The organism is Gephyromycinifex aptenodytis (genome assembly GCF_012277275.1).
Classification (GTDB): domain Bacteria; phylum Actinomycetota; class Actinomycetes; order Actinomycetales; family Dermatophilaceae; genus Gephyromycinifex; species Gephyromycinifex aptenodytis.
The window spans coordinates 610,477-631,896 of record NZ_CP051155.1 but is presented as its reverse complement, the minus strand read 5'-3'; the positions used below and the strand labels follow the sequence as shown (position 1 = coordinate 631,896).

Genomic DNA, 21,420 nt, shown 5'->3' with positions numbered 1-21,420 from the left:
GATATCCGCATGTGAGATCGGTCTATCCGCGACCGATCGCCGCGAACAGCGAAAATGCTGTGGCCCCCGCCGAATTTCCGGCGGGGGCCACAGCGTCGACGGGGAGCGGGTCAGCTCTCCCCACCGGCGTTGCCGGAGGAGCCGGCATTGATGTCCAGCAGGCGATACTTCTCGGCGGCCTCATCCGGCACCGACTCATCGATCACGCCCTGAGCAGCGAGCATCTGCAATGTCCGCACGACCATCGAGGGGCCGTCGATGTGCAGGAAGCGTCGCGCAGCCTGGCGGGTGTCGGAGAAGCCGAACCCGTCCGCCCCCAGCGTGGCGTAGTCGCCGGGGACCCACTGGGCGATCTGGTCCGGAACCTGGCGCATGTAGTCGCTCGTGGCCACAACCGGGCCCGGGCGATCGTGCAGGCAGCGGGTGACATACGGGGTGCGCTTGTCCGCCTCCGGGTGCAGGAACGCCTGCTCATCGCACGCCATGGCTTCACGCCGCAGTTCGTTCCAGGAGGTCACGCTCCACACATCGGCCACGACGCCCCAGTCGCTCTTGAGGAGCTGCTGGGCTTCCAGTGCCCACGGCACCCCGACCCCGGAGGCAAGGAGCTGCGCGCGAGGCGTGCCCTCCTCGGCCCCTTCACCGGCGCGGAACAGGTACATGCCGCGCTTGATGCCTTCGACGTCGACCTCATCCGGCTCAGCCGGCTGCTGGATCGGCTCGTTGTAGACGGTGATGTAGTAGATGACGTCTTCGGGGTCTTCCCCGTACATCCGCTCCAGACCGTCTTGCATGATGTGGGCGATCTCGAAGGCGAATGCCGGGTCGTAGGTGACCACGGCGGGGTTGGTGGCGGCCAGGATCGGGGAGTGCCCGTCCATGTGCTGCAGACCTTCACCGGTCAGCGTGGTCTTACCCGCCGTGGCACCGATGAGGAACCCGCGAGCCATCTGGTCGGCCGCAGCCCAGATGCCGTCGCCGGTGCGCTGGAACCCGAACATCGAGTAGAAGACGTACACCGGCAGCATGGGCTCGCCGTGGGTGGAGTAGGACGTTCCGGCAGCGGTGAAAGCCGCCACCGAGCCCGCCTCGTTGATGCCCAGGTGCAGCATCTGCCCTTGCGGGGACTCCTTGTACGCCAGCATGAGTTCGGCATCGACGCTGGTGTAGTTCTGCCCGTGCGGGTTGTAGATCTTGCTCGTCGGGAAGAACGAGTCCATGCCGAAGGTGCGGGCCTCATCCGGAATGATCGGAACGACACGCTTGCCGAATTCCTTGTCGCGCATGAGTTCCTTGAGCAGCCGCACGAATGCCATCGTCGTGGCGACCTGCTGCTTGCCGGATCCCTTTTTGATCGAGGAATAGGCGGAGTCGTCCGGCAGGTGAATGTGCTCGGCCTTGACGCGGCGTTCGGGAACGGGACCGCCGAGTTTGGCACGGCGCTCCATCATGTATTCGATGCGCTCGTCGTCCATACCCGGGTGGTAGTACGGCGGCTGATAAGGATCAGCTTCCAGCTGCTCGTCGGAGATCGGGATGTGCAGCGTGTCACGCAGCGCCTTGAGGTCCTCGATCGCCAACTTCTTCATCTGGTGGGTGGCATTGCGCCCGGCGAAGTGCTTACCGAGGGTGTAGCCCTTGATCGTGTGGGCCAGGATGACAGTCGGCTGACCGGTGTGGCGCAGGGCGCGGTCGTAGGCGGCGTGCACCTTGCGGTAGTCGTGACCGCCGCGCTTGAGCTTCCACCAGATGTCGTCGTCGGTCCAGTTCTCGACGAGCTTGAGCGCGCGACGGTCCCGACCGAAGAAGTTCTCTCGAATGAAGGCGCCGTCGTTGGCCCGGAAGGTCTGATAGTCACCATCTGGGGTGCTGTTCATCAGGTGCACGAGGGCGCCCTGGCTGTCAGCGGCCAGCAGCTCATCCCAGCCACGACCCCAGATGACCTTGATGACGTTCCAGCCGGCACCGCGGAAGAAGGCTTCGAGCTCCTGGATGATCTTGCCGTTACCGCGAACCGGCCCGTCCAAGCGCTGCAGGTTGCAGTTGACGACGAAGGTGAGGTTGTCGAGCTCTTCGAAGGCTGCCAGCTGCAACGCGCCGCGGCTTTCGACCTCATCCATCTCACCGTCGCCCAGGAAGGCCCAGACGTGCTGCTCGGAGGTGTCCTTGATGCCGCGGTTGTGCAGGTAGCGGTTGAACTGTGCCTGGTAGATGGCGTTGAGCGGGCCAAGCCCCATCGAGACCGTCGGGTACTGCCAGAAGTGCGGCATGAGCCGGGGGTGGGGGTAGCTCGGCAGCGCCAACGGCTGGCCGTCGACGATGTGGCTGTGCTCCTGGCGGAAGCCGTCGAGTTGGCCTTCGCTGATCCGGCCCTCGAGGAAGGCCCGGGCGTACATGCCGGGGGAGGCGTGCCCCTGGAAGAACACCTGGTCGCCGCCGCCGGGGTGGTCCTGACCGCGGAAGAAGTGGTTGAGGCCGACCTCGTACAGACTGGCCGCTGAGGCGTAGGTGGAGATGTGCCCGCCGACGCCGACGCCGGGGCGCTGCGCACGGTGCACGAGAACCGCTGCGTTCCAACGGTTGAGTCGGCGGAAGGCGCGTTCCATGTCCTCATCGCCGGGGAACCAGGGCTCCTGTTCGACCGGGATGGTGTTGATGTAGTCGGTCGTGGTCAGGGAGGGGACCCCCACCTGCCGCACCCGCGAATGCTCTAGCAGGCTGAGCATGATGTAGCGCGCGCGCTGCTGGCCGTGTTCGGCGATGAGCGCGTCAAGGGAGGCTCGCCACTCCTGGGTCTCTTCGGGGTCGATGTCGGGGTAGCGGCTGGGCAGGCCGTTGATAATCGGGCCGGCACTCTCAGGGCGCACGTTGGATCCTCTCTGCGGGCTATATCTCCGGCCGTCCTGTCGAGGTGCGACATTCCGGCGTCGACGTACCTATCTTTCCCGACCGGGACGGAAAAGTACGAGCGGGGCCGAAGGAGACATCCCCGGCCGATTTCGATGCATCCGTTCCGTGACAATCTACCGGGCCCGGACCGTTCGGCGCCTATCCGGGGTGTTTTGCATCACTGTCGAGTCGGTGGGGGTGGGCGTAGACGGTGAGGCGTGGTGGGCGCACGAACGCAATGAGTGTCAGCCCCGTCTCCTTAGCCAACTCCACAGCCAGGCTCGAGGGTGCCGAGACAGCCGCCATGATCGGGATGCCGGCGAGCACTGATTTCTGGACCAGTTCGAAACCAGCCCGCCCACTGACCATCAGCACGGTTTCGTCCAGGGCCCTGTCCTGGCGCCCAGCCCATCCGATCACCTTGTCGACGGCATTGTGCCGACCCACGTCTTCGCGCAGGCACAGCAGTTCCCCCTCGACGGTGAACAACCCGGCAGCGTGCAGGCCGCCGGTACGGGCGAAGACCTTCTGGGATTGCTCGAGTTGCTCCGTCATCGTGGTCAGCACCCGCACCTGGAGCATCGTGCGGTTCAGGCTCAGGTTGTGGCGCCCACCGCGAGTGATCGCCTCGATACTGGCCGATCCGCAGATGCCGCAGGCACTGCTGGTGTAACCCCGGCGTGCCGAGACCTCTGGGGACAGGCTCACCCCGGGTTGCAGCACGACGTCAACGACGTTGTAGGTGGGCGATCCGGACTCATCCGCGTCCAGGCAGTGCATCATCGTGGCCACCTGCGCCGCCCGGCTGATGACCTGCTCGGAGAGCAGCCACCCCATCGCAAGATCGAAATCGTCGCCAGGAGTGCGCATCGTCACGGTCAGTGACTGACCGTTGACCCGGATTTCCAGGGGTTCCTCGACGGCGAGTGTCTCCACCCGAGGAGATCGGGTGACTCCATCGCCCTCCGCGTGGATGCGCAATGCCTGTGATCGTGTCGTTAGTCTCCCCATGAGCACACTCGCCTCGTCTGTCCGGGTGGCTTCGCGACACCGCGTCTGGGCGTCGTGCTTGCACATTTGTACGTGAACCGCTGGACTAGAGCACAGACGGTACATGTGTCGGCAGTTTGCGCTGCCGAAGACGAGAGGTAGATACGAGTGGGTGGCACGGCGTCCAACGGGAGCCCGGTAGGAAAACTGGGATTCGCCGCAGGCCAGGTGGTCCTTGAGATCGGGTACGACGATGACGTCGACGACGAACTCCGGGCTCAGATCGAGGTGGCCGTCGACGGCGACCTTGAGGACGAAGATTACGGCGATGTGGTAGACGCGGTGCTGCTGTGGTGGCGGGATAGCGACGGGGATCTCACCGACGCCCTTGTCGACGCGCTGGCAACCCTGGAGGACCACGGATTCATAGCGCTGTTGTCTCCCAAAGTCGGGTTGCCCGGGGAAGTCGACCCCAGTGAGGTGGCTGAGGCCGCAGACACGGCCGGGCTGCACGCCTCCGCCAGCGTCAACCTCACCCCGCAGTGGTCGGCTACACGGCTGGTGGCGCCCAAGACCGCTCGTCGCTGAAACCCCAGGCGCTTCGGCTCTTCGCGGTCGAGGTGTGCTCAAGGGATCCGACGTAGACCCAACTCGTTTGGCACACTAGCTGCATGAGTGCCCCATCGGTCGGCGACGTCGCCCCGCCCTTCGCATTGACCAACCAGTTCGGCAAGGTCGTCACCCTCGATGAGTTGCGGGCCGAGCGTGCTGCGCTGGTGGTCTTCTATCCCTTCGCCTTCTCCGGCATCTGCACCGGGGAATTGCAGGAGATCCGCGACGACCTGGCTCGCTTCCAAAATGAGCACGTCAACACGGTGGCGATCAGCGCTGACCCCATGTTCGCGTTGCGGGCCTGGGACGATCAGGAAGCCTTCTTCTTCCCTTTGTTGTCGGACTTCTGGCCGCACGGGCAGGTGGCGCGCAGCTACGGCGTCTTCAACGAGCAAGGCGGGTTCGCCACGCGGGGGACCTTCCTGGTCGACCCCGACGGGGTAGTGCAGTGGAGCTTGGTCAAGGAACCTGGCGAGCGCCGCGATTTCGCAGGTTTCCACGCGCGCTTGAGTGAACTGATCGGGGACTGAGGCGCTGGGTCCATGACAGGTGGATGGGCCCCGTCCGCGCCCCGCCCCGCCCCGCCGGTTGTCTCGCCTATCGGACATTCCCAGAGGCTGTTTTCGCGTTTTTGCAGCGGGTCGCAGGCCCGCTACTGCGAGGTGGGGCGCAGCTGGGCCCACACCCCGGCGTGATCGGTTCCCGGCACTGTGAAGATTCCCTCCGCCTCGATGCTGAACCCGCGGCTGAGGACGTGGTCGATCTGCACGAACGGGGGCACCGCAGACTCGAGCGGCCAAGTGCGCGTCCACGGCCACCCCGCCCTGGGCGCCGGAGTCAGACCAGCGGTGATCCTGCGGAAGGCCGGATGGACCTGGCCGGCGTTGAAATCCCCGGCGACGATGAGCCTTGGCGCCGCCTCCTGACGCTGGAGCCAGTTCTGTAGCCGCGCCAGCCCTGCCCGCCAGGGCGCCATGCCCAGCACCAGGCTGGGCGGGAACGGGTGCGCAGCGCGCAACGGTGTCCCGTCCGCCAAATGCACGTCGACCTGGGTGAAGGGGTCCGGGTCGGAGTAGATCGCCGTAGGCGTGGCGACCTGTCTGACCGCCGGACAGGGTGAGCGCCGCGGACAATTGAGCGGCGCCGCGGCCGCCACAACCGTGCCCGAAGCGCTGGTCGAGGTGGTCCCGGTCGCATAGGGCAGCAGCTCGCGCAGGCCGTCCGACTGTAGCCGCGCCCACGCCGAGGGAGTCACCTCCAACAAGACCAACACGTCGACATGCAGGAGCCTTACCTGGTCGAGCACGGCCAACGGATCTGCCTGTCCGAACTCCATGTTGAGGCTGGCTACTCGAAGGTCTGCGGTGGTGCCCGCAGCGATGCCGGCCGTGCTGCGCGGCGCGGGCGAGGTGGGGCGAGCCGCCAGCGGCAGCACCGGTGCCAGCAGCAGGACGCAGACCACCGCCGCCACCAGGGAAGCGAGCACGTCTTTCAGCAGCAGCAATGCGGCGGCGACGGCCAACCCGACAAGCGCCACTGGTGGCAACAGCGCCTGGATCAGCGGAACCGGGCCGTCGAGATCCAGATAGGCCAACGGTGCCAGCAGCACACCCACCGCCACCAGGATCCGCAAGCACAGCAACGTGCAGCGGCGCCACCGCGGTTGCGCGGGGCTCACGCCGCCGACTCGGTTGGGAAGCCGTTGCACCCGCATCTCCTTCGCTGACCGCTCGCCCATCTTCGCGGGCCGAGATCGTGCTCTACAGGCAGTCTGGGCGGGAAGGCTGGGAGGTAGCTGATTGGTTCAGACCCCTCGACGAGGCAGGCTGAGGCCGTCTCGCCGGGGGCCTGCCGGACTCGCGGCTGGCGAAGTGCTGGATGCCTGGCACAATGGGGCACTGGCATCCGCCGCTAGTCGGCGAGCGCCTCGTGAGGGCCTGTAGCTCAGTTGGTAGAGCACCGCGTTTACACCGCGGGTGTCGTCGGTTCGAACCCGGCCGGGCCCACGTGACCGACACCATCGCTCTCGCCGACGTCCTGGACGTCCTGCGCGGGTTCTACCCCGAGGAGAGCGCCCAGTCCTGGGATCACGTGGGGCTGACCACCGGCGACCCGGCCCAGCCGGTACGTCGCATCCATTTCGCCGTCGATCCGACGCTGGCAGTCCTTGACGAGGCGATCCAGGCCGGTGCGGATCTGCTGTTCACTCACCACCCGCTGCTGCTTCGTGGGGTGCATTCGTTGGCCACGACTAGCGCCAAGGGCGCCACCGTGACTGCCGCCATCGTTGCTGATCTGGCCCTCTACAGCGCCCACACCAATGCCGATGTCGCCTGGCCGGGGGTGTGCGACGCACTGGCTGCAGCGTGCGGCTTGGGCCAGGTGGAAACGTTGACCGTTTCCGAAGGTGCTGACCTGGGCCGGGTAGGGGAACTGCCGGAATCGATTTCCCTGGGCGACCTGGCACGTCGACTCGCCACCGCGCTGCCGCCGGCGGCCGGGGGTATCCGGGTGTCAGGTCCGGCGACGGCGCCGGTACAACGGGTGGCCGTCCTCGGCGGAGCAGGCGACTCCCTCTTCGAGGCGGTTCGGGCCAAGGCAGCCGACGTCTACGTCACCGCTGACCTGCGCCACCACCCGGCGCTGGAGGCTCGCGAGGAAGCTCGCGGCGGCACTCCCTACCTCATCGACGCCGGCCACTACGCCACCGAGTGGCTGTGGCTCGACGGCGCCGCCAAACGGCTGCGGGAGGCATTGGGTGCGCGCGCCGAAGGGCTGGAGACCTACGTGAGCACCCTGTGTACCGACCCGTGGGACTTCACGGTTGGGGCCTTGGACCTCAGCCAGCTCAATGCGGAATCGCCCGCAACGATCAGTAACGGAGGCACCCGGTGAAGGCTGACGCCCACCGCCAGTGGCGGCTACTCGACCTGCAGAAGCTCGACACTCGCCTGGCTCAGATCGCTCACCGGATGGCTAATCTGCCCGAAGCTGCCGCCTATCAGCAGGCCGTTGCCGAACTCGACGAACTGGACAGCAAACTGGTCCGGGCTCGCACCCAGGACTCCGACGTGGAACGCGAACGCGCAAAGGCCGAGGCTGACGTGCAGCTTGTGCGAGACCGCGCTGCCCGCAACCAAGCGCGCCTGGACGCCGGGACCGGCAGTTCCAAAGACCTACAAGCGCTGCAGTCGGAGTTGGCCTCGCTGGCCCGTCGGCAGAGCGAACTGGAAGAGATCGAACTGGACGTGATGGAGCGGGCCGAAACGGCGCATGCCATCGTGACGAAGCTGGAACAGATGCGCCCCGAGCGGGCCGAAGCGGTGGAACTCGCCGAGACCGCGCAGGCGCAGGCCAGGTCGGCGCTGGAAGAGGAAGCTGAGAATCATCGTCGTCGTCGCACTGACGTCGCAGCCGGTGTTGGAGACGACCTGCTTGCTCTTTACGAGAAGATCCTGGCTTCCACCGGCATGGGAGCAGCCGAGCTGCGCGAACGTCGCTGCGAGGGGTGCCGCCTGGAGCTCATGCGGGCTGACCTGGACCGGTTCGCTAAGGCGCCGGAGGATGAGATTCTGCGTTGCGAGGAGTGCCAGCGGATTCTTGTGCGTACCGGCGAGTCCGGTCTGTGAGTCCGCGTCGGCTGATCGTCGAGGCCGACGGGGGATCGCGCGGTAACCCCGGCGTCGCCGGCTATGGGGCCCTGGTGCGTGACGAGACCGGCCGTGCCGTGCGCGAACTGGCCGCACCGCTGGGTAAGGCCAGTAACAACGTCGCCGAGTACACCGGGCTCATCGTGGGTCTGCAAGCTGCTCGCGAGTTCGCCGACGGGCAGGTTGTCGAGGTCGACGTGCGGCTGGACTCCAAGCTGCTCGTGGAACAGATGAGCGGTCGGTGGAAGATCAAACATGCCGACATGGCCCGGCTGGCGCAGCAGGCGCGCGAGATCGTCGCCGAGTTGAGGCAGGCCGGCGGAAGCGTCTCCTTCACCTGGATTCCACGGGCACAGAACAAGGACGCCGACGCGCTGTCCAATGAGGGCATGGATGGCCACCATGTCGACCGTCGGCCGGAGCAATCGCCATCCCCGGGCGCTGAGGATGAGGCCGACGAGGCGTCCGAACTGGTCCCGGCGCCGCAGCCGCTGCCGCGTGGTAAACGGAGCCCGGACATGGGCGAAGCGATGCGCATCGTCTTGGTTCGGCACGGGGTGACGGACTTCACCACCGCCGGGCGCCTGGACGGACGCGGCGGACGGAACCCGGAACTCAGCGCCGAGGGTCTGCGCCAGGCGCGCGCTGTCGGCGCGGGGTTGCGGGCCTTCCTCGGTGACACCGTCTCAGATGCCCGAGTGATCACCTCCCAGCTCGCTCGCGCGGCCCAGACGGGTGCCGCGATCGGCGCGGTCATCGGGCTGCGGCCAAGCGTCGACCCGGATTGGGACGAGATCGATTTCGGAGACTGGGACGGCAAACTCGTCTCTGAGCTCATGACCTCCCACGGTGCTGACCTTGCCCGGCTGCGCGAGGACGCTAACTTCCGGGCGCCCGGCGGGGAGTCCCACGCCGACCTGCGGCTGCGGGTGCAGGCCGCCTTCGATCGACTCATCACCGACGCCAGCGGCGCGGCCGAGACCATCATCGTGGTGACCCACCGTTCACCGATTGGTGAAGTTCTGGCCCAGGTGCTGGGGATGGCCCCGGTTGGGACCTGGCGGCTGGGCATTTCTCCCGCCTCCATCACCTCCATCCGACGCTGGAATGATGGGGAGATGCTGGTCGAGTTCGTCAATGACACCGCCCATCTTCGTTGAGGGTGAGCTGAAGGTTGAGGGTTGCCCAGGCGGCTGACCTGCGGTGAACGCGCGTTCGCTCGGGTACACCGCGCAGAGGGTCGCTTCGACGTCATCGCTGAGCACGTGCGAGCCCGCTTGCGCTGGAGGTATTACGTAGGCTGGTGGGCATGCCTTCCCATCGCGTGACCCTGCTGGTGCCCTCGGGTGAGTCCGCTGCTTCCGGCCAGGCGCCCCTAGCCGATCCTGCTCCGCTGCGAGCCGCCTTCGCGCGAATTCGCCAAGAGTATGAGGTCCCCAGTGACTTCCCGGCCGATGTGCTGGCCGAAGCCCGTCAGGTCGCCTCGAACCCGACCCACGATGACTTGCCGGATCTGCGCGACGTCCCCTTCTTCACCATCGACCCGGCCGGCAGCATGGACCTCGACCAGGCGATGGCACTGGAACGTCTGGACGACGGCTACCGGGTCCGCTACGCAATCGCCGATGTCCCGGCCGTGGTTCGTCTCGGAGGCGCAATCGACGCCGAGGCCAGGCGACGCGGTCAGACGATCTACCTACCGGACGGGCGTTCGCCGCTGCACCCGCCGGTGCTGAGCGAAGACGCCGCCAGCCTGCTGCCGGGCCAGGACCGGTCGGCGTTCGTGTGGGATCTGGAATTGGGCTCCGACGGTGAACCCCGGCGAGCGCAGGTGGCCCGGGCTCGGGTGCGCAGCCGACGTCGTTGGGATTACCAGGAAGCACAAGCGGCCATCGACCAACTCAGCGCGGCGGGGGAGCCGGCGCAGAGCCAGGACCTGTCCCAGTTGGCCTTGCTCCGGGAGATCGGCCAGTTGCGCATCGAAGCCGAACGAGTCCGCGGCGGCGCCAGCCTGCCGATGCCCGAGCAGGAAGTGCACGCCGAAGTCGGCGGCTACCGCCTCCGCTTCCGCCCGCCGGTGCCCGCCGAGGAATGGAACGCGCAGATCTCGTTGCTCACCGGGATGGCGGCAGCCTCGATCATGTTGGAGGGCGGTGTCGGTCTGTTGCGCACGATGCCGACGCCACAAGCCTCGGCCATCGCAACCTTCCGTCGCCAAGCCGAAGCGCTCGGGGTGTCGTGGCCTGCGGAGGTCTCCTACGGTGAACTGCTGCGCGGCCTCGACCGGGACAATCCCGCCCACCTGGCCCTGGTCCATGAGGCGACCAGCCTGTTCCGCGGCGCCGGGTACACCCCCTTCGAGGGCCAGCCACCCGAACAGCCCTTGCATGCTGCGGTTGCCGCGCCCTACGCCCATGTCACGGCCCCGCTCCGGCGTCTCGTAGATCGGTTCGGGCTTCTGGTGTGCGCCGCGTTGTGCGCCGGTGAGGAAGTCCCGGCGCAGGTGCGCGAGATACTGCCACTGCTGCCGGACCTGATGCGCACCTCCGACCAACGCGCCTCGGCAGTGGATCGGGCGTGCACCGACGCTGTCGAGGCGGCTGAACTGGCCGGCCGAGTAGGCCAGGAGTTCCCCGCGGTGGTGGTGGACGATCGCGGCGCCAAGGGTCTGCTGGTGCAAGTGCTCGACCCGGCTGTGGTCGCTCCGTGCGAGCCCGGAGCAGAGTTGGGCTCGCGGGTGCGGGTACGCCTGGAGGAGGCCGACATTCAGGCCCGTTCGGTGCGTTTCAGCGTGTCTGGTTGAGCACCTTGGCGGTCAGCTCGGCCAGAGCCTGCACCCCGGCCTTGCTCGGGTGGACGCCGTCGATGAGGAATTCATCGACGTAACTGGAGGGTTTGCGGGCGATGAGCTCGAACCAGGGCACCAGCTGCACCTGCGGTTCGCGCGCCGCGAGCCGTTCCAAGGCCAACCCGAGCAACGCGCTCGCGCGCATGTCAGCGGCGGGGGAGCGCTTGCGAGAGACATAGGGCGTCACCCAGAACACCCGGTGCCCCGCCAAAGCGGCCACGAGCTCGGCTGCATCTGCCGGGAACCGGTGCGGATCGAACACGTCGTTGCTGCCCAGGACGACCAGGATGTCGCGGGGAAGCCGGTTTTGCTGGGACAGGGTGCGCACTGTAGGGATCGCTGGAGCGGTGGGGCGGCCATTCCAGACATCCCATCCGATCGCTCGGGTCGACGGCTGGGTCAGCCCCGGCAACAGTCGGGTCCCCACTGAATCTCCCAGTACGAACAGCCCGTCGGAGGCTGCGGCGACCGCGCGATCCTGCTCGGGGGTGGAACTTCGCCCGCTGGAGTCCTGCCACCTTCCGATTCCGCCAGAGGTGTACGGCTCTCGTGCTTTCTCGCCCTTGGCCGGGGCCCGCTCCGGTAGCGGAAGCACACTCGCGGGTGGCGTTGGAGGAGTGTGGGCCACCGTCGGCGGAACCTGCCCGGGCGCACTGGCGGGTGCAGGCGCCGGGGTGGTCTTAGTGGCGGGTGTGCGGGTCGGGCTGGCGCCGGCCAATCGTGAAGGGAGCGTGCCTGCGAGGGCGGCCAAGGCAGCGGCCGAGCCGGCGAGCAACACAGAACGCCGCCGGAGGCCGGGGACGGGGTCGAGGCAATCCCCGATGTGGCGGGCGGGTGCGGGAGAGGGAGCGTTGCGCATCACTTCACGGATCGGCGTGGCGGCGCTCATCCTGAGCCAAAAGCGTCCACAAGATGACGAAAAATAATGTGCGAGAGAGAAATTGGGTCTAGGCGGAGCGGGTGAAAGCAGAAAGCAGCGGCGGGAGCAGCAGGCGCGCCAGGCGAAGCGGGTCGCTGGATTCGGGGTCCAGGAAGCTGGTCTTCATGCTGCGTTCGGAGATCCCCAGGACGGCCTCGGCAAGGTCGCGCACCTCCACGACCGGCTCCAGTCCCAGGCGTGCCATTCCGGCGCTGATCAGGGTTTCCAACCGGTCACGCAGCGCCCGGTCGGCCTCGAGGGCGGGGCGGGCCACCTCGGGTTCGCGCAACGCGTGCAAGGTCAACTCGGATTGAATGAGGTAGAACTCGCGGTCAGGCTGATGGTGGCGTAACAGCAGCTCGATGGTCTTGACCATGTCTTCGGTGATGGTCGTCAGATCGACCTGGGCCAGTTGTCGATTCCGCTGGCGTTCCAGAAGTGCCCGAGTCAGCTCTTCCTTATCGGCGAAGTTGGAGTACAGCGCACCGCGGGTGAATCCTGCTGCCTCGCAGATATCTTCAACAGAAGCCCCATGGACGCCTTTGGCAGCGAAGACTGCCTGGGCGGCATCCAGCAGCCGATCCCGGGTGGCCTGTCGTCGTGCGGATACGGGCTGACAGGTCTGGGCACAATCGGGATTGTCACTGGCCGTCTTCTCGATGGTCATCGCCCGTCCTCTCGTCGCCCGACTTACGATACAGCACTGTATCCAGTACAGTTTCGTATCGAAGGTCGCCTGACCTGATCTGCCGCCAGAGGAGTCTCATCTCGTGTCGTCTGCCCTGTTTGACCTCGGCCGGTTCTGCTACCGGCGGGGACGACTCGTTCTGCTCATGTGGCTGCTGGCCCTTGCGGTCATCGGTGGCACCGCGGGACTACTCGGTAAGGGAACTACCGAGATCTACGAGATTCCCGGCTCAGCCGGGCAGCAGGCGCTGGATGATCTAGAAGGGCGGTTCCCCGAGCTGGCAGGGGCGGCCGCGCAGGTCGTCGTGGTGACTCCGCAGGGTCAGAAGATCACCGACGCCCCGGCCCGCGCGCAGGTCGAAGCCCTCGTGGAGCGGCTCAAAGACATCGACGAGGTCACTGAGGTCGGTGATCCGTTCGATAAGAACGTCGAAGGGGCGCTGAGCGAAGACGGCCGCGCAGCACTGGTGACGGCCCAGCTCGATGTGGGTCGAACCGACGTCGATCCGGCAACGCTGACAGACATCGAAGAGGCTGCGGCTACGACACGTGCGGCCGGCTACACCGTGGAGACCGGGGGCGGCGCCTACATGGCGCCCACCCCCAAGTTGTCCCTGCTGGAAGCAGTGGGCCTGGTCATCGCGCTGTTAGTGCTGCTGGCGACGTTCCGCTCGTTGCTGGCAGCTGCGATGCCGCTGACCTCGGCGCTCGTCGGGGCCGCAGGCACCGGTGCGCTGGTGTGGCTGCTGACCGCTGCGATCGACGTTCCCGGCACCGCGCCGCTGTTGGCGCTGATGATCGGTATCGCTGTCGGTATCGACTACTCGTTGTTCCTGCTGTCCCGCCACCGCGAACAACTGGCCGAGGGGATGGAGCTGGAAGAGTCAGCCGCCCTGGCAACGGCCACTGCCGGTGGGGCCGTCGTGTTCGCCGGAATCACCGTCATCATCGCCCTGCTGGGTCTACTCATTGCCGGTTTGCCGTTCCTGTCGATCATGGGTATCGCGGCGGCAGGGGGCGTGGCCGTGGCCGTCACCGCATCCATCACCTTCCTGCCGGCGTTGATGGGGGTCGCCGGTGAGCGGCTGCTGCCCTCGAGTGCGCGCGCCTACGCAGCCACGGCACGGCGCGAACGCGCCGAAGGTGAAGCCGCCGCCCTGACGCAGAGCGAGCAGAGCGACGAAGCTGAGCTCAGTGATGAGGCGCAGCCGTCGGCTGCCGACCAGGCGGTACCGGCGCAGCGTGCCGAGGTCGGCACTGCCGCAGCACGAACGATCACCGCTCCGGCGGTACCTGCGGCCGACAACGGCACCGCTGATGAGGTCAGTGCCCAGGCCACTGCCACTGCGGCCCAAGACGGGCCGCCTCGCGACAGCCGCAGGGCGCAACTTGCCCAGCGCAAGGACAAGCGCGGTTGGGCGCGCAGCTGGGTGCGGGCAGCGATCCGGATTCCGGCCTTGACCTGCCTGCTGGTGACTGGGGCGTTGGTGGCTTTGGCCGCACCTGCCACCGACCTGCGTTTAGCGCTGCCTGACAACGGCACGATGGCCACCTCGCAAAGCGCACGCCGCACCTACGATCTCGTTTCGCAGCACTTCGGTCCCGGCGCGAACGGTCCATTGATCGTCACCGTGGATGTGGTCGCGTCCAACGACCCGGTCAAGCTCATCGACGACATCGAGGCCGAAGTCGCGGCGACCCCGGGCGTGGAACGCATCAGCCTGGCGACGCCGAACCGCAAGGTGGACACCGGCGTCATCATCGTCGTCCCGGAGGGCGGACCGACTGACGACTCCACCCGGCAGCTCGTTCGTGACCTGCGCGATCTGGCGCCTGTCCTAGAAAACAAGTACGACACCAACGTCGCTGTCACCGGGCAGACCGCCATCGAGATCGACGTCTCGGAGCGGCTGAGCAAGGTTTTGCTGCCTTTCGCCATGGTCGTCATGGGCCTGTCGCTGGTGCTGCTGATGACGGTCTTCCGCTCCTTCATCGTGCCGCTGACCGCAACGCTGGGCTTCTTGCTGTCGACGGCGGCGGCCTTCGGGGTTGTCGTCGGCGTCTTCCAGTACGGCTGGCTCGCCGACACCCTCGGGGTAACCCGCGTGGGCCCGGTGATCAGCTTCATGCCGATCATCTTGATGGGTGTGCTGTTCGGCCTGGCGATGGACTATCAGGTCTTCCTCGTCTCGCGAATGCGGGAAGAGTACGTGCGCGGCGGGGACCCTCGGGCCGCAGTCGAGCGCGGTTTCGTCTCCTCCGGGCCCGTAGTCGCAGCCGCGGCGGCCATCATGGTCGCGGTGTTCGCCGCCTTCGTGCCACACGGTGACGCCAACCTCAAACCCATCGCCCTAGGCCTGACCGTCGGTGTCTTCCTCGACGCCTTCATCGTGCGGATGATCTTCGTGCCGGCCGCGTTGACTCTGTTCGGTCACGCAACGTGGGCGTTCCCGCGGGCGCTGGACCGGCTACTGCCGCACCTGGACGTCGAAGGCGAAGTGATCCACAACCACCTGCAGCGTTCTCGCGAAGTGCGAGAGCACCCCGAGCGGGTCATCGAGACGCGCGAGTTGTCTGTCAGTGGGCCTCAGGGAGTCGTCTTCTCCGACCTCAACCTGCACGTGGATCAAGGCACCTTGTGTGTTCTGCACGGACCCGACGGCTCCGGTAAGACCGCAGCCGTGCTCACCCTGGGTGGGCGGATGCGCTTCGATTCCGGTGACGTCGAGATCGCCGGTCTGGTGCTGCCCGAACAATCGGGCGGGGTGCAACGCAAGGTCGCCTTGGCCGAGCTGCCCGGGGTGAACGACCTCGATGAGGCGCTCAGCGTCCGTGACCACATCGCCGAGCGCCTGGCAACCCGCACGTTGCTGCCCTGGGCGCGACGCCAGGATGTCCAAGGCGTACTCGCCCACATCGCGGGGGCTCTCGAAGCTGCCCAACAGGCCTCTCCGGATGAGGTGCCCCGCACCAACCTCGACCCCGAAACCCGGGTCGGCGATTTGAGCGGTATCGAGCGTTCCATCGTCGGAATCGCCTTGGCGCTGGTCGGCTCGCCGCCGATCGTCGCTATCGATGAGACGGGTGATCTTCGTTCCCGCGCGGCTCGCCGTGCCGTCATCGTGGCTGTCGGATGGTTCATCCGTACCGCGCCACAACCCTTGACCGTTATTGCAACGAGCACCGAGAGCGTCGCCCGCGACCGTCTCGCGCAGGTCGCCGGCCTGGCGAACGAGCAGGTCTGCATCGTTGCCTTGCAGCCCACGACAGCAAAGGTGGGGCTCTGATGTCCTTTCTCCCCTCAATGAGCAGCCCCGAGCTTGCCCGGTTCCGCAACGGCTGGTTCAGCCGTGTCGTTCTCATCGCCCTGATCGCGGTGCCGACGCTGTACGGCGGCCTGCTCACCTGGTCCAACCGCGATGTCACAACGCACCTGCGTGGGATGCCCGCAGCGGTGGTCAACGAAGACGAGCTGGTCAACATCACGACGGCAGACGGGAAGAAACAACCCGTCATGGTGGGGCGGTTGATCGCCGGTGAGCTGACGACCAGCACAGATCCACAAAACCTCGACTGGAACCTCACGGATGCCGAGACGGCGAAGAAGGGCCTGGAGGACGGGACCTACTACGCGGTTTTGACCATCCCCAAGGATTTCTCGGCCGCGGCCACCTCGACTGCCGACTCCGACAAGGCGCGTCCGGCCACAATGGAGTTGAAAACCAACGATGCCGTGAGTTACCTGGCCGGCAACATCGCCAAGTCGATCGGGCGGGTGACCGCCCAACAGGCAGGAAAGAGCCTGTCCTCGCAATACCTGGACCGGGTCTACCTGGGCTTGAACGACGTGAAGTCCAGCCTGGCCAAAGCGGGGGACGGCGCTGACAAACTAGCGGATGGCTCCGGCGAACTCGCTGATGGCGCCGCCCAGTTGGATGACGGCGCAGGCTCTTTGACGGTGGGTCTCTCCCAGCTGGCCAAGGGCGCTGACACCCTGGCTGACGGAACCGACAATCTTGCTGGCGGCGTCGGTGCGTTGGCAGGCGGCGCGGGACAGTTGCGCAATGGCGCGGGGCAGGTCGCCCAGGGCAACGCCGCTTTGAGCGATGGGCTTTCCACGCTGTCCTCGGCGACGGCCGCCCTGCCGAAGCAGACCGCCCAGCTGGCCGCCGGTGGTCGCTCGGTCGCCGATGGCAACAAGCAACTAGCCCAAGGCACAGCAGCCTTGGCCCAAGGCCTGCAGGCCGCCTCGGCCAGTACCGGAGAGCTGCCCCAACAGATCGCCGCGCTGGCCCAGGGCGCCACGCAGCTCAACGAGGGTGTGCAGAAGCTTGGCGGTGGCGGTAACGCTCTTGCCCCGGCCGCGGAGAAGCTCGCTACCGGCGCGGCGCAGCTGCGCACCGGCGCCGACGGACTCACCACTGGCGCTGCCGGTCTGCGCACCGGCGCGGGGGACCTGGCCGAAGGAGCGCAGCGCTTGAATGCCGCCTCCACTCAGGCGACCTCTGGGGTACGCGAGCTGGCAGCGGGCGCCGATCAGGCGCAGGCGGGGGTAGCGGCCTACGCCGCTGGGGTGGCCGAATTGGCTGCCTCCTGCGAGGCCTCCGGCGCGGCGCCGGAGTACTGCGCACGCCTGAGCGGGTTGGCCGAGAAGGGGCAGGAGGTCAGCGCAGGTCCGGCAAAGGTCGCCAGCGGCTCAGCGAAGCTGGCTGAGGGTTTGGCACCGCTGGGGGCCGGTGCTGAGGAATTAGCCCAGGGCGTCACCCGCTACGCCGCCGGCGCGCAGGAATATGCCCAGGGGGCAACGGCTTACGCCGAAGGTGTCGCCCCGTTCGCTGAAGGTGCCAGCGCTTACGCAAAAGGCGCCGGCGAACTGGCCAACGGCGCGGCCGCGCTGACCAAGGGAACGGGTCCGTTGGCTGACGGCCTCAATCGCTTGGCGCAAGGGCTGCCGCAATTGTTCGGCGGACTGCAACAGGCCTCTGATGCAGCGACCCGGCTCGCGAGCGGTTCGGCCGAACTTGCCCAAGGCTCTGGTCAGTTGAGCGGCGGTCTGGACCGGCTGGCGGCTGCTGCACCGCAGCTCGCCGGCGGGGTGTCGCAGGCCGCTGGTGCCGCCGACAAACTGGCTGATGGTTCCAGCAAGCTCTCCACGGGTGCCGATGATCTGGCAGCGGGGGCGAACAAAGCCTCGGCCGGTGCGAAGAAGCTTTCCGGCGGGGCCGACAAACTCGCCGACGGAACCCGCGATGCCCGTGGGGGAGCGGACAAGCTCTCCGACGGCGCCGGCAAACTTTCCAACGGCGCCGGGGATCTGAACAAGGGCGCCGACAAGCTGGCTAACGGTCTGCAGGATGGCGCCAAGAAGGCACCCTCCTATTCAGCGGCCGAACGCGACCGCTTGGGCAACGTCGTCGCCGAGCCGGTGCGCACCGAAGTGACCCGGATGAACCAGGTACCCACCTACGGTTACGGCTTGGCCCCCTACTTCCTCTCGATCGGGTTGTGGGTCGGTGCAATGGGCATCTTCTTCATCATCCGTCCCATGCCTCGGCGGGCCATTGCCTCGGTCGCTTCGCCCTGGCGAGTAGCGCTGGCCGGTTATGCACCGGCTGCCTTGCTCGGGGTCATCCAAGCCCTGACTGCGGTGCTCGTGCTCCACTTCTGGGTGGGGATCAAGGCGGCGCACCTGGGCGGTCTGCTAGCGATGGCGGTCCTGGTCTCGCTGGTGTTCGTGGCCATCAACCACTCGTTGGTCTCGGCACTGGGCACCAAGGGGCGGTTCATCGCCTTGATCCTGGTCGTGCTGCAGCTTTCCGCCGCGGGTGCCACGTACCCGATCGAGAGTTCGCCGCGCTTCTTCCAGGTGTTGCACTCCTGGCTGCCGATGACGCACGGCGTGAACGCTTTCCGAGCGTTGATGGCCGGCGGCGGTGTGGGCATCGGCTCGTCGGTCTCGGCGCTGCTGGCGTGGATGCTGGCGGCAGCGGTCATCACGCTGTACGCGGCCCGTTCGCAGCGCATGTGGGACATGGCCCGGCTGCGGCCTCGGCTGGCCATCTAGGCAGGGTAGGCGCGGCGGTTGGGTGTTCGGCCGCCGCGCCCCTATCCTGTCCAGGCGGAGGAGACGCCCAGGCGGTCGCGTCGACGTAGTAATCCTGACCCAGTGTCGGGCAGTGCTCGTCGCCGAGGAAAGTCCGGGCTCCGCAGGGCAGGGTGGTGGCCAACAGCCACCCGGGGTGACCCGCGGGACAGTGCCACAGAAAACAGACCGCCTGTGAACCATCCGATTGATCGGATAGGCGCAGGTAAGGGTGAAACGGTGGTGTAAGAGACCACCAGCGGTTCTGGTGACAGAACCGGCTTGGTAAACCCCACCCGGAGCAAGACCAGACAGTGTGCGTTCGAGGGCTGCCCGCCCGAGCACATGGGTAGGTCGCTGGAGACGGCTGGCAACAGCCGTCCGAGATGGATGACCGTCCACGACAGAACCCGGCTTATCGGGCGTCTCCTCCGCCTCGAATTCCACCTCGCCGCAGGTTAAGCCGCCCGTCGTAGCTGGTGCCGACGGCTGCGGTCTGCTGCCACGGCCGGTCCGCGGGCCCAGGACAGACTCGGCGTCCGGGATGCATACCCTCGCAGGCTCATTGCTGGGCAGTCGCTGAGCCTGTCTAGCTGGCCGCCACGCAAGGCCGAGTGCCTCCTAGCCCGCAATTCGGGCCAGGTGCAAAGCCCCTGTCACGTGTGGCTGCGACGGTAGTGTGCGAAGGGACCTGATGACAGATGTCGCACGACGCGATTCATGGCAGATCGGGGGCCGACATGTCGGTTCTACTTGCGGGTGCAGCCACGAGCGAAGGCGAGGCTGCTCGGGCCTTTGCTGTTGAGGAGGCACGGCGACGAGGCGAAGACCTCATCGTCTTCCACATGGAGGAGGGCGTCACCGACAGCGATGATCCCTCCCAGGTGCAGGTCCAACATGTCCGCCCTGATGCCCGGGCCAAGGACGTGACCGGAGAGTTCATCGACCTTGCCAACGAAGAGTCGACCTCGGTCGTGGTGATCGGGGTCCGTCATCGCAGCGCGGTCGGCAAGCTCATGCTCGGCAGCGCAGCACAGAAGGTGCTCCTGGAGAGTCGGGTGCCGGTCATCGCGATCAAAGCCGCGACCACGAGCTGAGAATCAAATCTGGGGTCTGAGCAACCTCAACCTAAGGTAGACCCTCCGGTTGAGGCTGTCTGCAATCAGCGGACCTGGACTCCAGGTAGACCGGCGGTGCGGGGTCCTCGGTGTGGCTACCACGAGGTCTCGCGGGGGCGCCCCTCGTCGTAACCAGCGCTGCTCTGCAGACCGACTACTGCGCGCGAGTGGAACTCGCCGATGGTGCGGGCGCCGGCGTAGGTGAAGGCGCTGCGCACCCCCGAGATGATGCGGTCGATCAAATCCTCGACTCCGGGTGCCTCCGGCGAGAGGTACATCCGCGAGGAACTGATTCCCTCCTCGAACAAGGCTGAACGGGCGCGGGCGAAAGCGGACTGGTCACGGGTTCGGGCCCGCACGGCCCGTGCCGACGCCATCCCGAAGCTTTCCTTGTACAGGCGCCCGTCGGCGTCGCGCACCATGTCCCCGGGGCTCTCGTAGGTGCCTGCGAACCAACTACCAACCATGACGCTGGCGGCACCGGCGGCCAGGCCGAGTGCCACGTCGCGGGGATACTTCACCCCACCGTCGGCCCACACACTGGCCCCGCACTCTTTGGCCGCGACTGCGCACTCCAGGACGGCCGAGAATTGCGGACGTCCGACGCCGGTCATCATCCGCGTGGTGCACATCGCCCCGGGGCCGACCCCGACCTTGATGATGTCGGCGCCCGCCTGCGCCAGATCGCGGGCACCTTCGGCCGAGACGACATTGCCTGCCGCCACCGGAACCCGGCGGCCATGTTGGTCTGCATGCGCGTCCCGCGCAGCCGTAGCCGCCTGCAACGCTTCGAGCATCTTGTCCTGATGGCCGTGGGCGGTATCGACCACGAGGACGTCTACGCCGCATCGCAGCAGTTCACCGGCCCTGCCTGCGACGTCGCCGTTGATGCCGACGGCCGCGCCCACCATGAGCCGCCCGTGCGGATCCACCGCCGGGGTGTAGATCGCCGAGCGCAGGATCCCGCGGCGGGTCAGCACCCCGACGAGCCGGCCGCCGTCAACTACCGGGGCGAGGTTGAGGTGATGAGAGTGCAACGTCTCGAAAGCCCCGTCGAGATCGACGTCGGTCGGCAAGGTCAGCATGTCGGGGGTCATCACCTCGGCCACGGTGCTGAACCGGTCGACCTCCAAGCAGTCCCGCTCGGTGATGATCCCGACCGGCCGGTCCCCATCGAGAACGACGGCGCTGCGGTGCGAACGCTTGCCGATGAGCGAGAGCACCTCAGCCACCGGAGCCTTGGGGGAAATCACGATCGGCGTCTCGTACACCGGGTGGGCAGCCTTGACCCGTGCCACAGTTCGCGCGATGGCCTCGACCTGCACGTCTTGGGGCAGGATCGCTACCGCGCCGCGGCGCGCAACCGTCTCAGCCATCCGGCGCCCGGAGACGGCCGTCATGTTCGAGACCACGATCGGCAACGTGGTGCCGACGTGGTCCGGGGTCTTCAGGTCGACGTCGAACCGGGACGCGACCGACGAGCGGGACGGCACCATGAAGACGTCGTTGTACGTCAGATCGTGCGCGGGCTGCTGACCGTTGAGGAATTCCACGCTGTTCATCGTAGGTTGCACCGCGCGAAAGGCTGGGCGCCGTGTGCAGCCCGCATGTCCTGCCCGCAGTTT

Annotated in this window: 15 protein-coding genes, 1 tRNA gene and 1 other RNA gene; 11 read left to right on the top strand and 6 right to left on the bottom strand. The window is 66.9% G+C overall.

Going from position 1 to position 21,420, the window contains the following annotated elements:
• Nucleotides 1-110: 110 nt before the first annotated feature.
• Both aceE and fdhD read right to left on the bottom strand, forming a co-directional pair.
• Nucleotides 111-2,867 carry a pyruvate dehydrogenase (acetyl-transferring), homodimeric type gene (gene aceE, locus G9V96_RS02690; RefSeq protein WP_168581657.1) on the bottom strand — a complete coding sequence of 919 codons (2,757 nt, stop codon included), beginning with the start codon at nt 2,865-2,867 and terminating at the stop codon, nt 111-113.
• 181 nt (nt 2,868-3,048) lie between these two features.
• Nucleotides 3,049-3,900: a formate dehydrogenase accessory sulfurtransferase FdhD gene (gene fdhD, locus G9V96_RS02685; RefSeq protein ID WP_168581656.1), complete on the bottom strand. Its 852-nt coding sequence runs from the start codon at nt 3,898-3,900 to the stop codon at nt 3,049-3,051.
• Between the two features lie 147 nt (nt 3,901-4,047).
• Here fdhD and G9V96_RS02680 point away from each other — a divergent pair, with 147 nt between their 5' ends.
• Both G9V96_RS02680 and G9V96_RS02675 read left to right on the top strand, forming a co-directional pair.
• Entirely contained in the window at nt 4,048-4,467 is a 420-nt protein-coding gene (locus G9V96_RS02680; protein WP_168581655.1) for a DUF3052 domain-containing protein, read from the top strand.
• An 83-nt stretch (nt 4,468-4,550) separates the two neighbouring features.
• A complete protein-coding gene (locus G9V96_RS02675; protein WP_168581654.1) occupies nt 4,551-5,021 on the top strand; it encodes a peroxiredoxin in 471 nt (156 codons plus the stop codon).
• A gap of 122 nt (nt 5,022-5,143) precedes the next feature.
• Here the strand turns inward: G9V96_RS02675 and G9V96_RS02670 are convergent, their stop codons facing one another.
• Entirely contained in the window at nt 5,144-6,199 is a 1,056-nt protein-coding gene (locus tag G9V96_RS02670) for an endonuclease/exonuclease/phosphatase family protein (RefSeq protein ID WP_168581653.1), read from the bottom strand.
• A 225-nt stretch (nt 6,200-6,424) separates the two neighbouring features.
• On the opposite strand from G9V96_RS02670, the gene G9V96_RS02665 reads away from it, so the two are divergent.
• From G9V96_RS02665 to G9V96_RS02645, 5 genes are all read left to right on the top strand, one after another.
• Nucleotides 6,425-6,497, top strand: a tRNA-Val gene (locus G9V96_RS02665).
• A gap of 1 nt (nt 6,498) precedes the next feature.
• Nucleotides 6,499-7,386 (top strand): Nif3-like dinuclear metal center hexameric protein, encoded by an 888-nt coding sequence (locus G9V96_RS02660; RefSeq protein WP_168581652.1) that lies wholly within the window; start codon nt 6,499-6,501, stop codon nt 7,384-7,386.
• Nucleotides 7,383-8,120, top strand: coding sequence for a zinc ribbon domain-containing protein (locus G9V96_RS02655; RefSeq protein ID WP_168581651.1), 738 nt, complete (start codon nt 7,383-7,385; stop codon nt 8,118-8,120). Before G9V96_RS02660 ends, G9V96_RS02655 begins: the two co-directional genes overlap by 4 nt.
• Nucleotides 8,117-9,301 carry a bifunctional RNase H/acid phosphatase gene (locus tag G9V96_RS02650; RefSeq protein WP_168581650.1) on the top strand — a complete coding sequence of 395 codons (1,185 nt, stop codon included), beginning with the start codon at nt 8,117-8,119 and terminating at the stop codon, nt 9,299-9,301. The genes G9V96_RS02655 and G9V96_RS02650 overlap by 4 nt, the downstream gene beginning before the upstream one ends.
• A 149-nt stretch (nt 9,302-9,450) precedes the next feature.
• The gene (locus G9V96_RS02645) at nt 9,451-10,944 is read left to right on the top strand and encodes an RNB domain-containing ribonuclease (protein ID WP_168581649.1); all 1,494 of its coding nucleotides are present in this window, start codon (nt 9,451-9,453) and stop codon (nt 10,942-10,944) included.
• Here the strand turns inward: G9V96_RS02645 and G9V96_RS02640 are convergent.
• The gene (locus G9V96_RS02640; RefSeq protein WP_168581648.1) at nt 10,928-11,878 is read right to left on the bottom strand and encodes an SGNH/GDSL hydrolase family protein; all 951 of its coding nucleotides are present in this window, start codon (nt 11,876-11,878) and stop codon (nt 10,928-10,930) included. The two genes, G9V96_RS02645 and G9V96_RS02640, sit on opposite strands and share 17 nt — an antisense overlap.
• A gap of 58 nt (nt 11,879-11,936) precedes the next feature.
• The gene (locus G9V96_RS02635) at nt 11,937-12,575 is read right to left on the bottom strand and encodes a TetR/AcrR family transcriptional regulator (RefSeq protein ID WP_168581647.1); all 639 of its coding nucleotides are present in this window, start codon (nt 12,573-12,575) and stop codon (nt 11,937-11,939) included.
• 103 nt (nt 12,576-12,678) lie between these two features.
• Here G9V96_RS02635 and G9V96_RS02630 point away from each other — a divergent pair, with 103 nt between their 5' ends.
• The 4 genes from G9V96_RS02630 to G9V96_RS02615 all read left to right on the top strand — a co-directional run bounded on the left by G9V96_RS02630 (nt 12,679) and on the right by G9V96_RS02615 (nt 19,774).
• The gene (locus tag G9V96_RS02630; protein ID WP_168581646.1) at nt 12,679-15,882 is read left to right on the top strand and encodes an MMPL family transporter; all 3,204 of its coding nucleotides are present in this window, start codon (nt 12,679-12,681) and stop codon (nt 15,880-15,882) included.
• Nucleotides 15,882-18,659, top strand: a complete 2,778-nt coding sequence (locus G9V96_RS02625; protein WP_168581645.1) for a YhgE/Pip domain-containing protein — start codon at nt 15,882-15,884, stop codon at nt 18,657-18,659. Before G9V96_RS02630 ends, G9V96_RS02625 begins: the two co-directional genes overlap by 1 nt.
• A gap of 59 nt (nt 18,660-18,718) precedes the next feature.
• Nucleotides 18,719-19,111, top strand: an RNA gene (gene rnpB / locus G9V96_RS02620) — RNase P RNA component class A.
• Nucleotides 19,112-19,417: 306 nt separating this feature from the next.
• Entirely contained in the window at nt 19,418-19,774 is a 357-nt protein-coding gene (locus tag G9V96_RS02615; RefSeq protein ID WP_168581644.1) for a universal stress protein, read from the top strand.
• Between the two features lie 116 nt (nt 19,775-19,890).
• On the opposite strand, the gene G9V96_RS02610 is transcribed toward G9V96_RS02615, so the two are convergent.
• On the bottom strand, nt 19,891-21,348 hold the full coding sequence (locus G9V96_RS02610; protein ID WP_210424446.1) for a GuaB1 family IMP dehydrogenase-related protein: 1,458 nt from the start codon (nt 21,346-21,348) through the stop codon (nt 19,891-19,893).
• Nucleotides 21,349-21,420 lie beyond the last annotated feature (72 nt).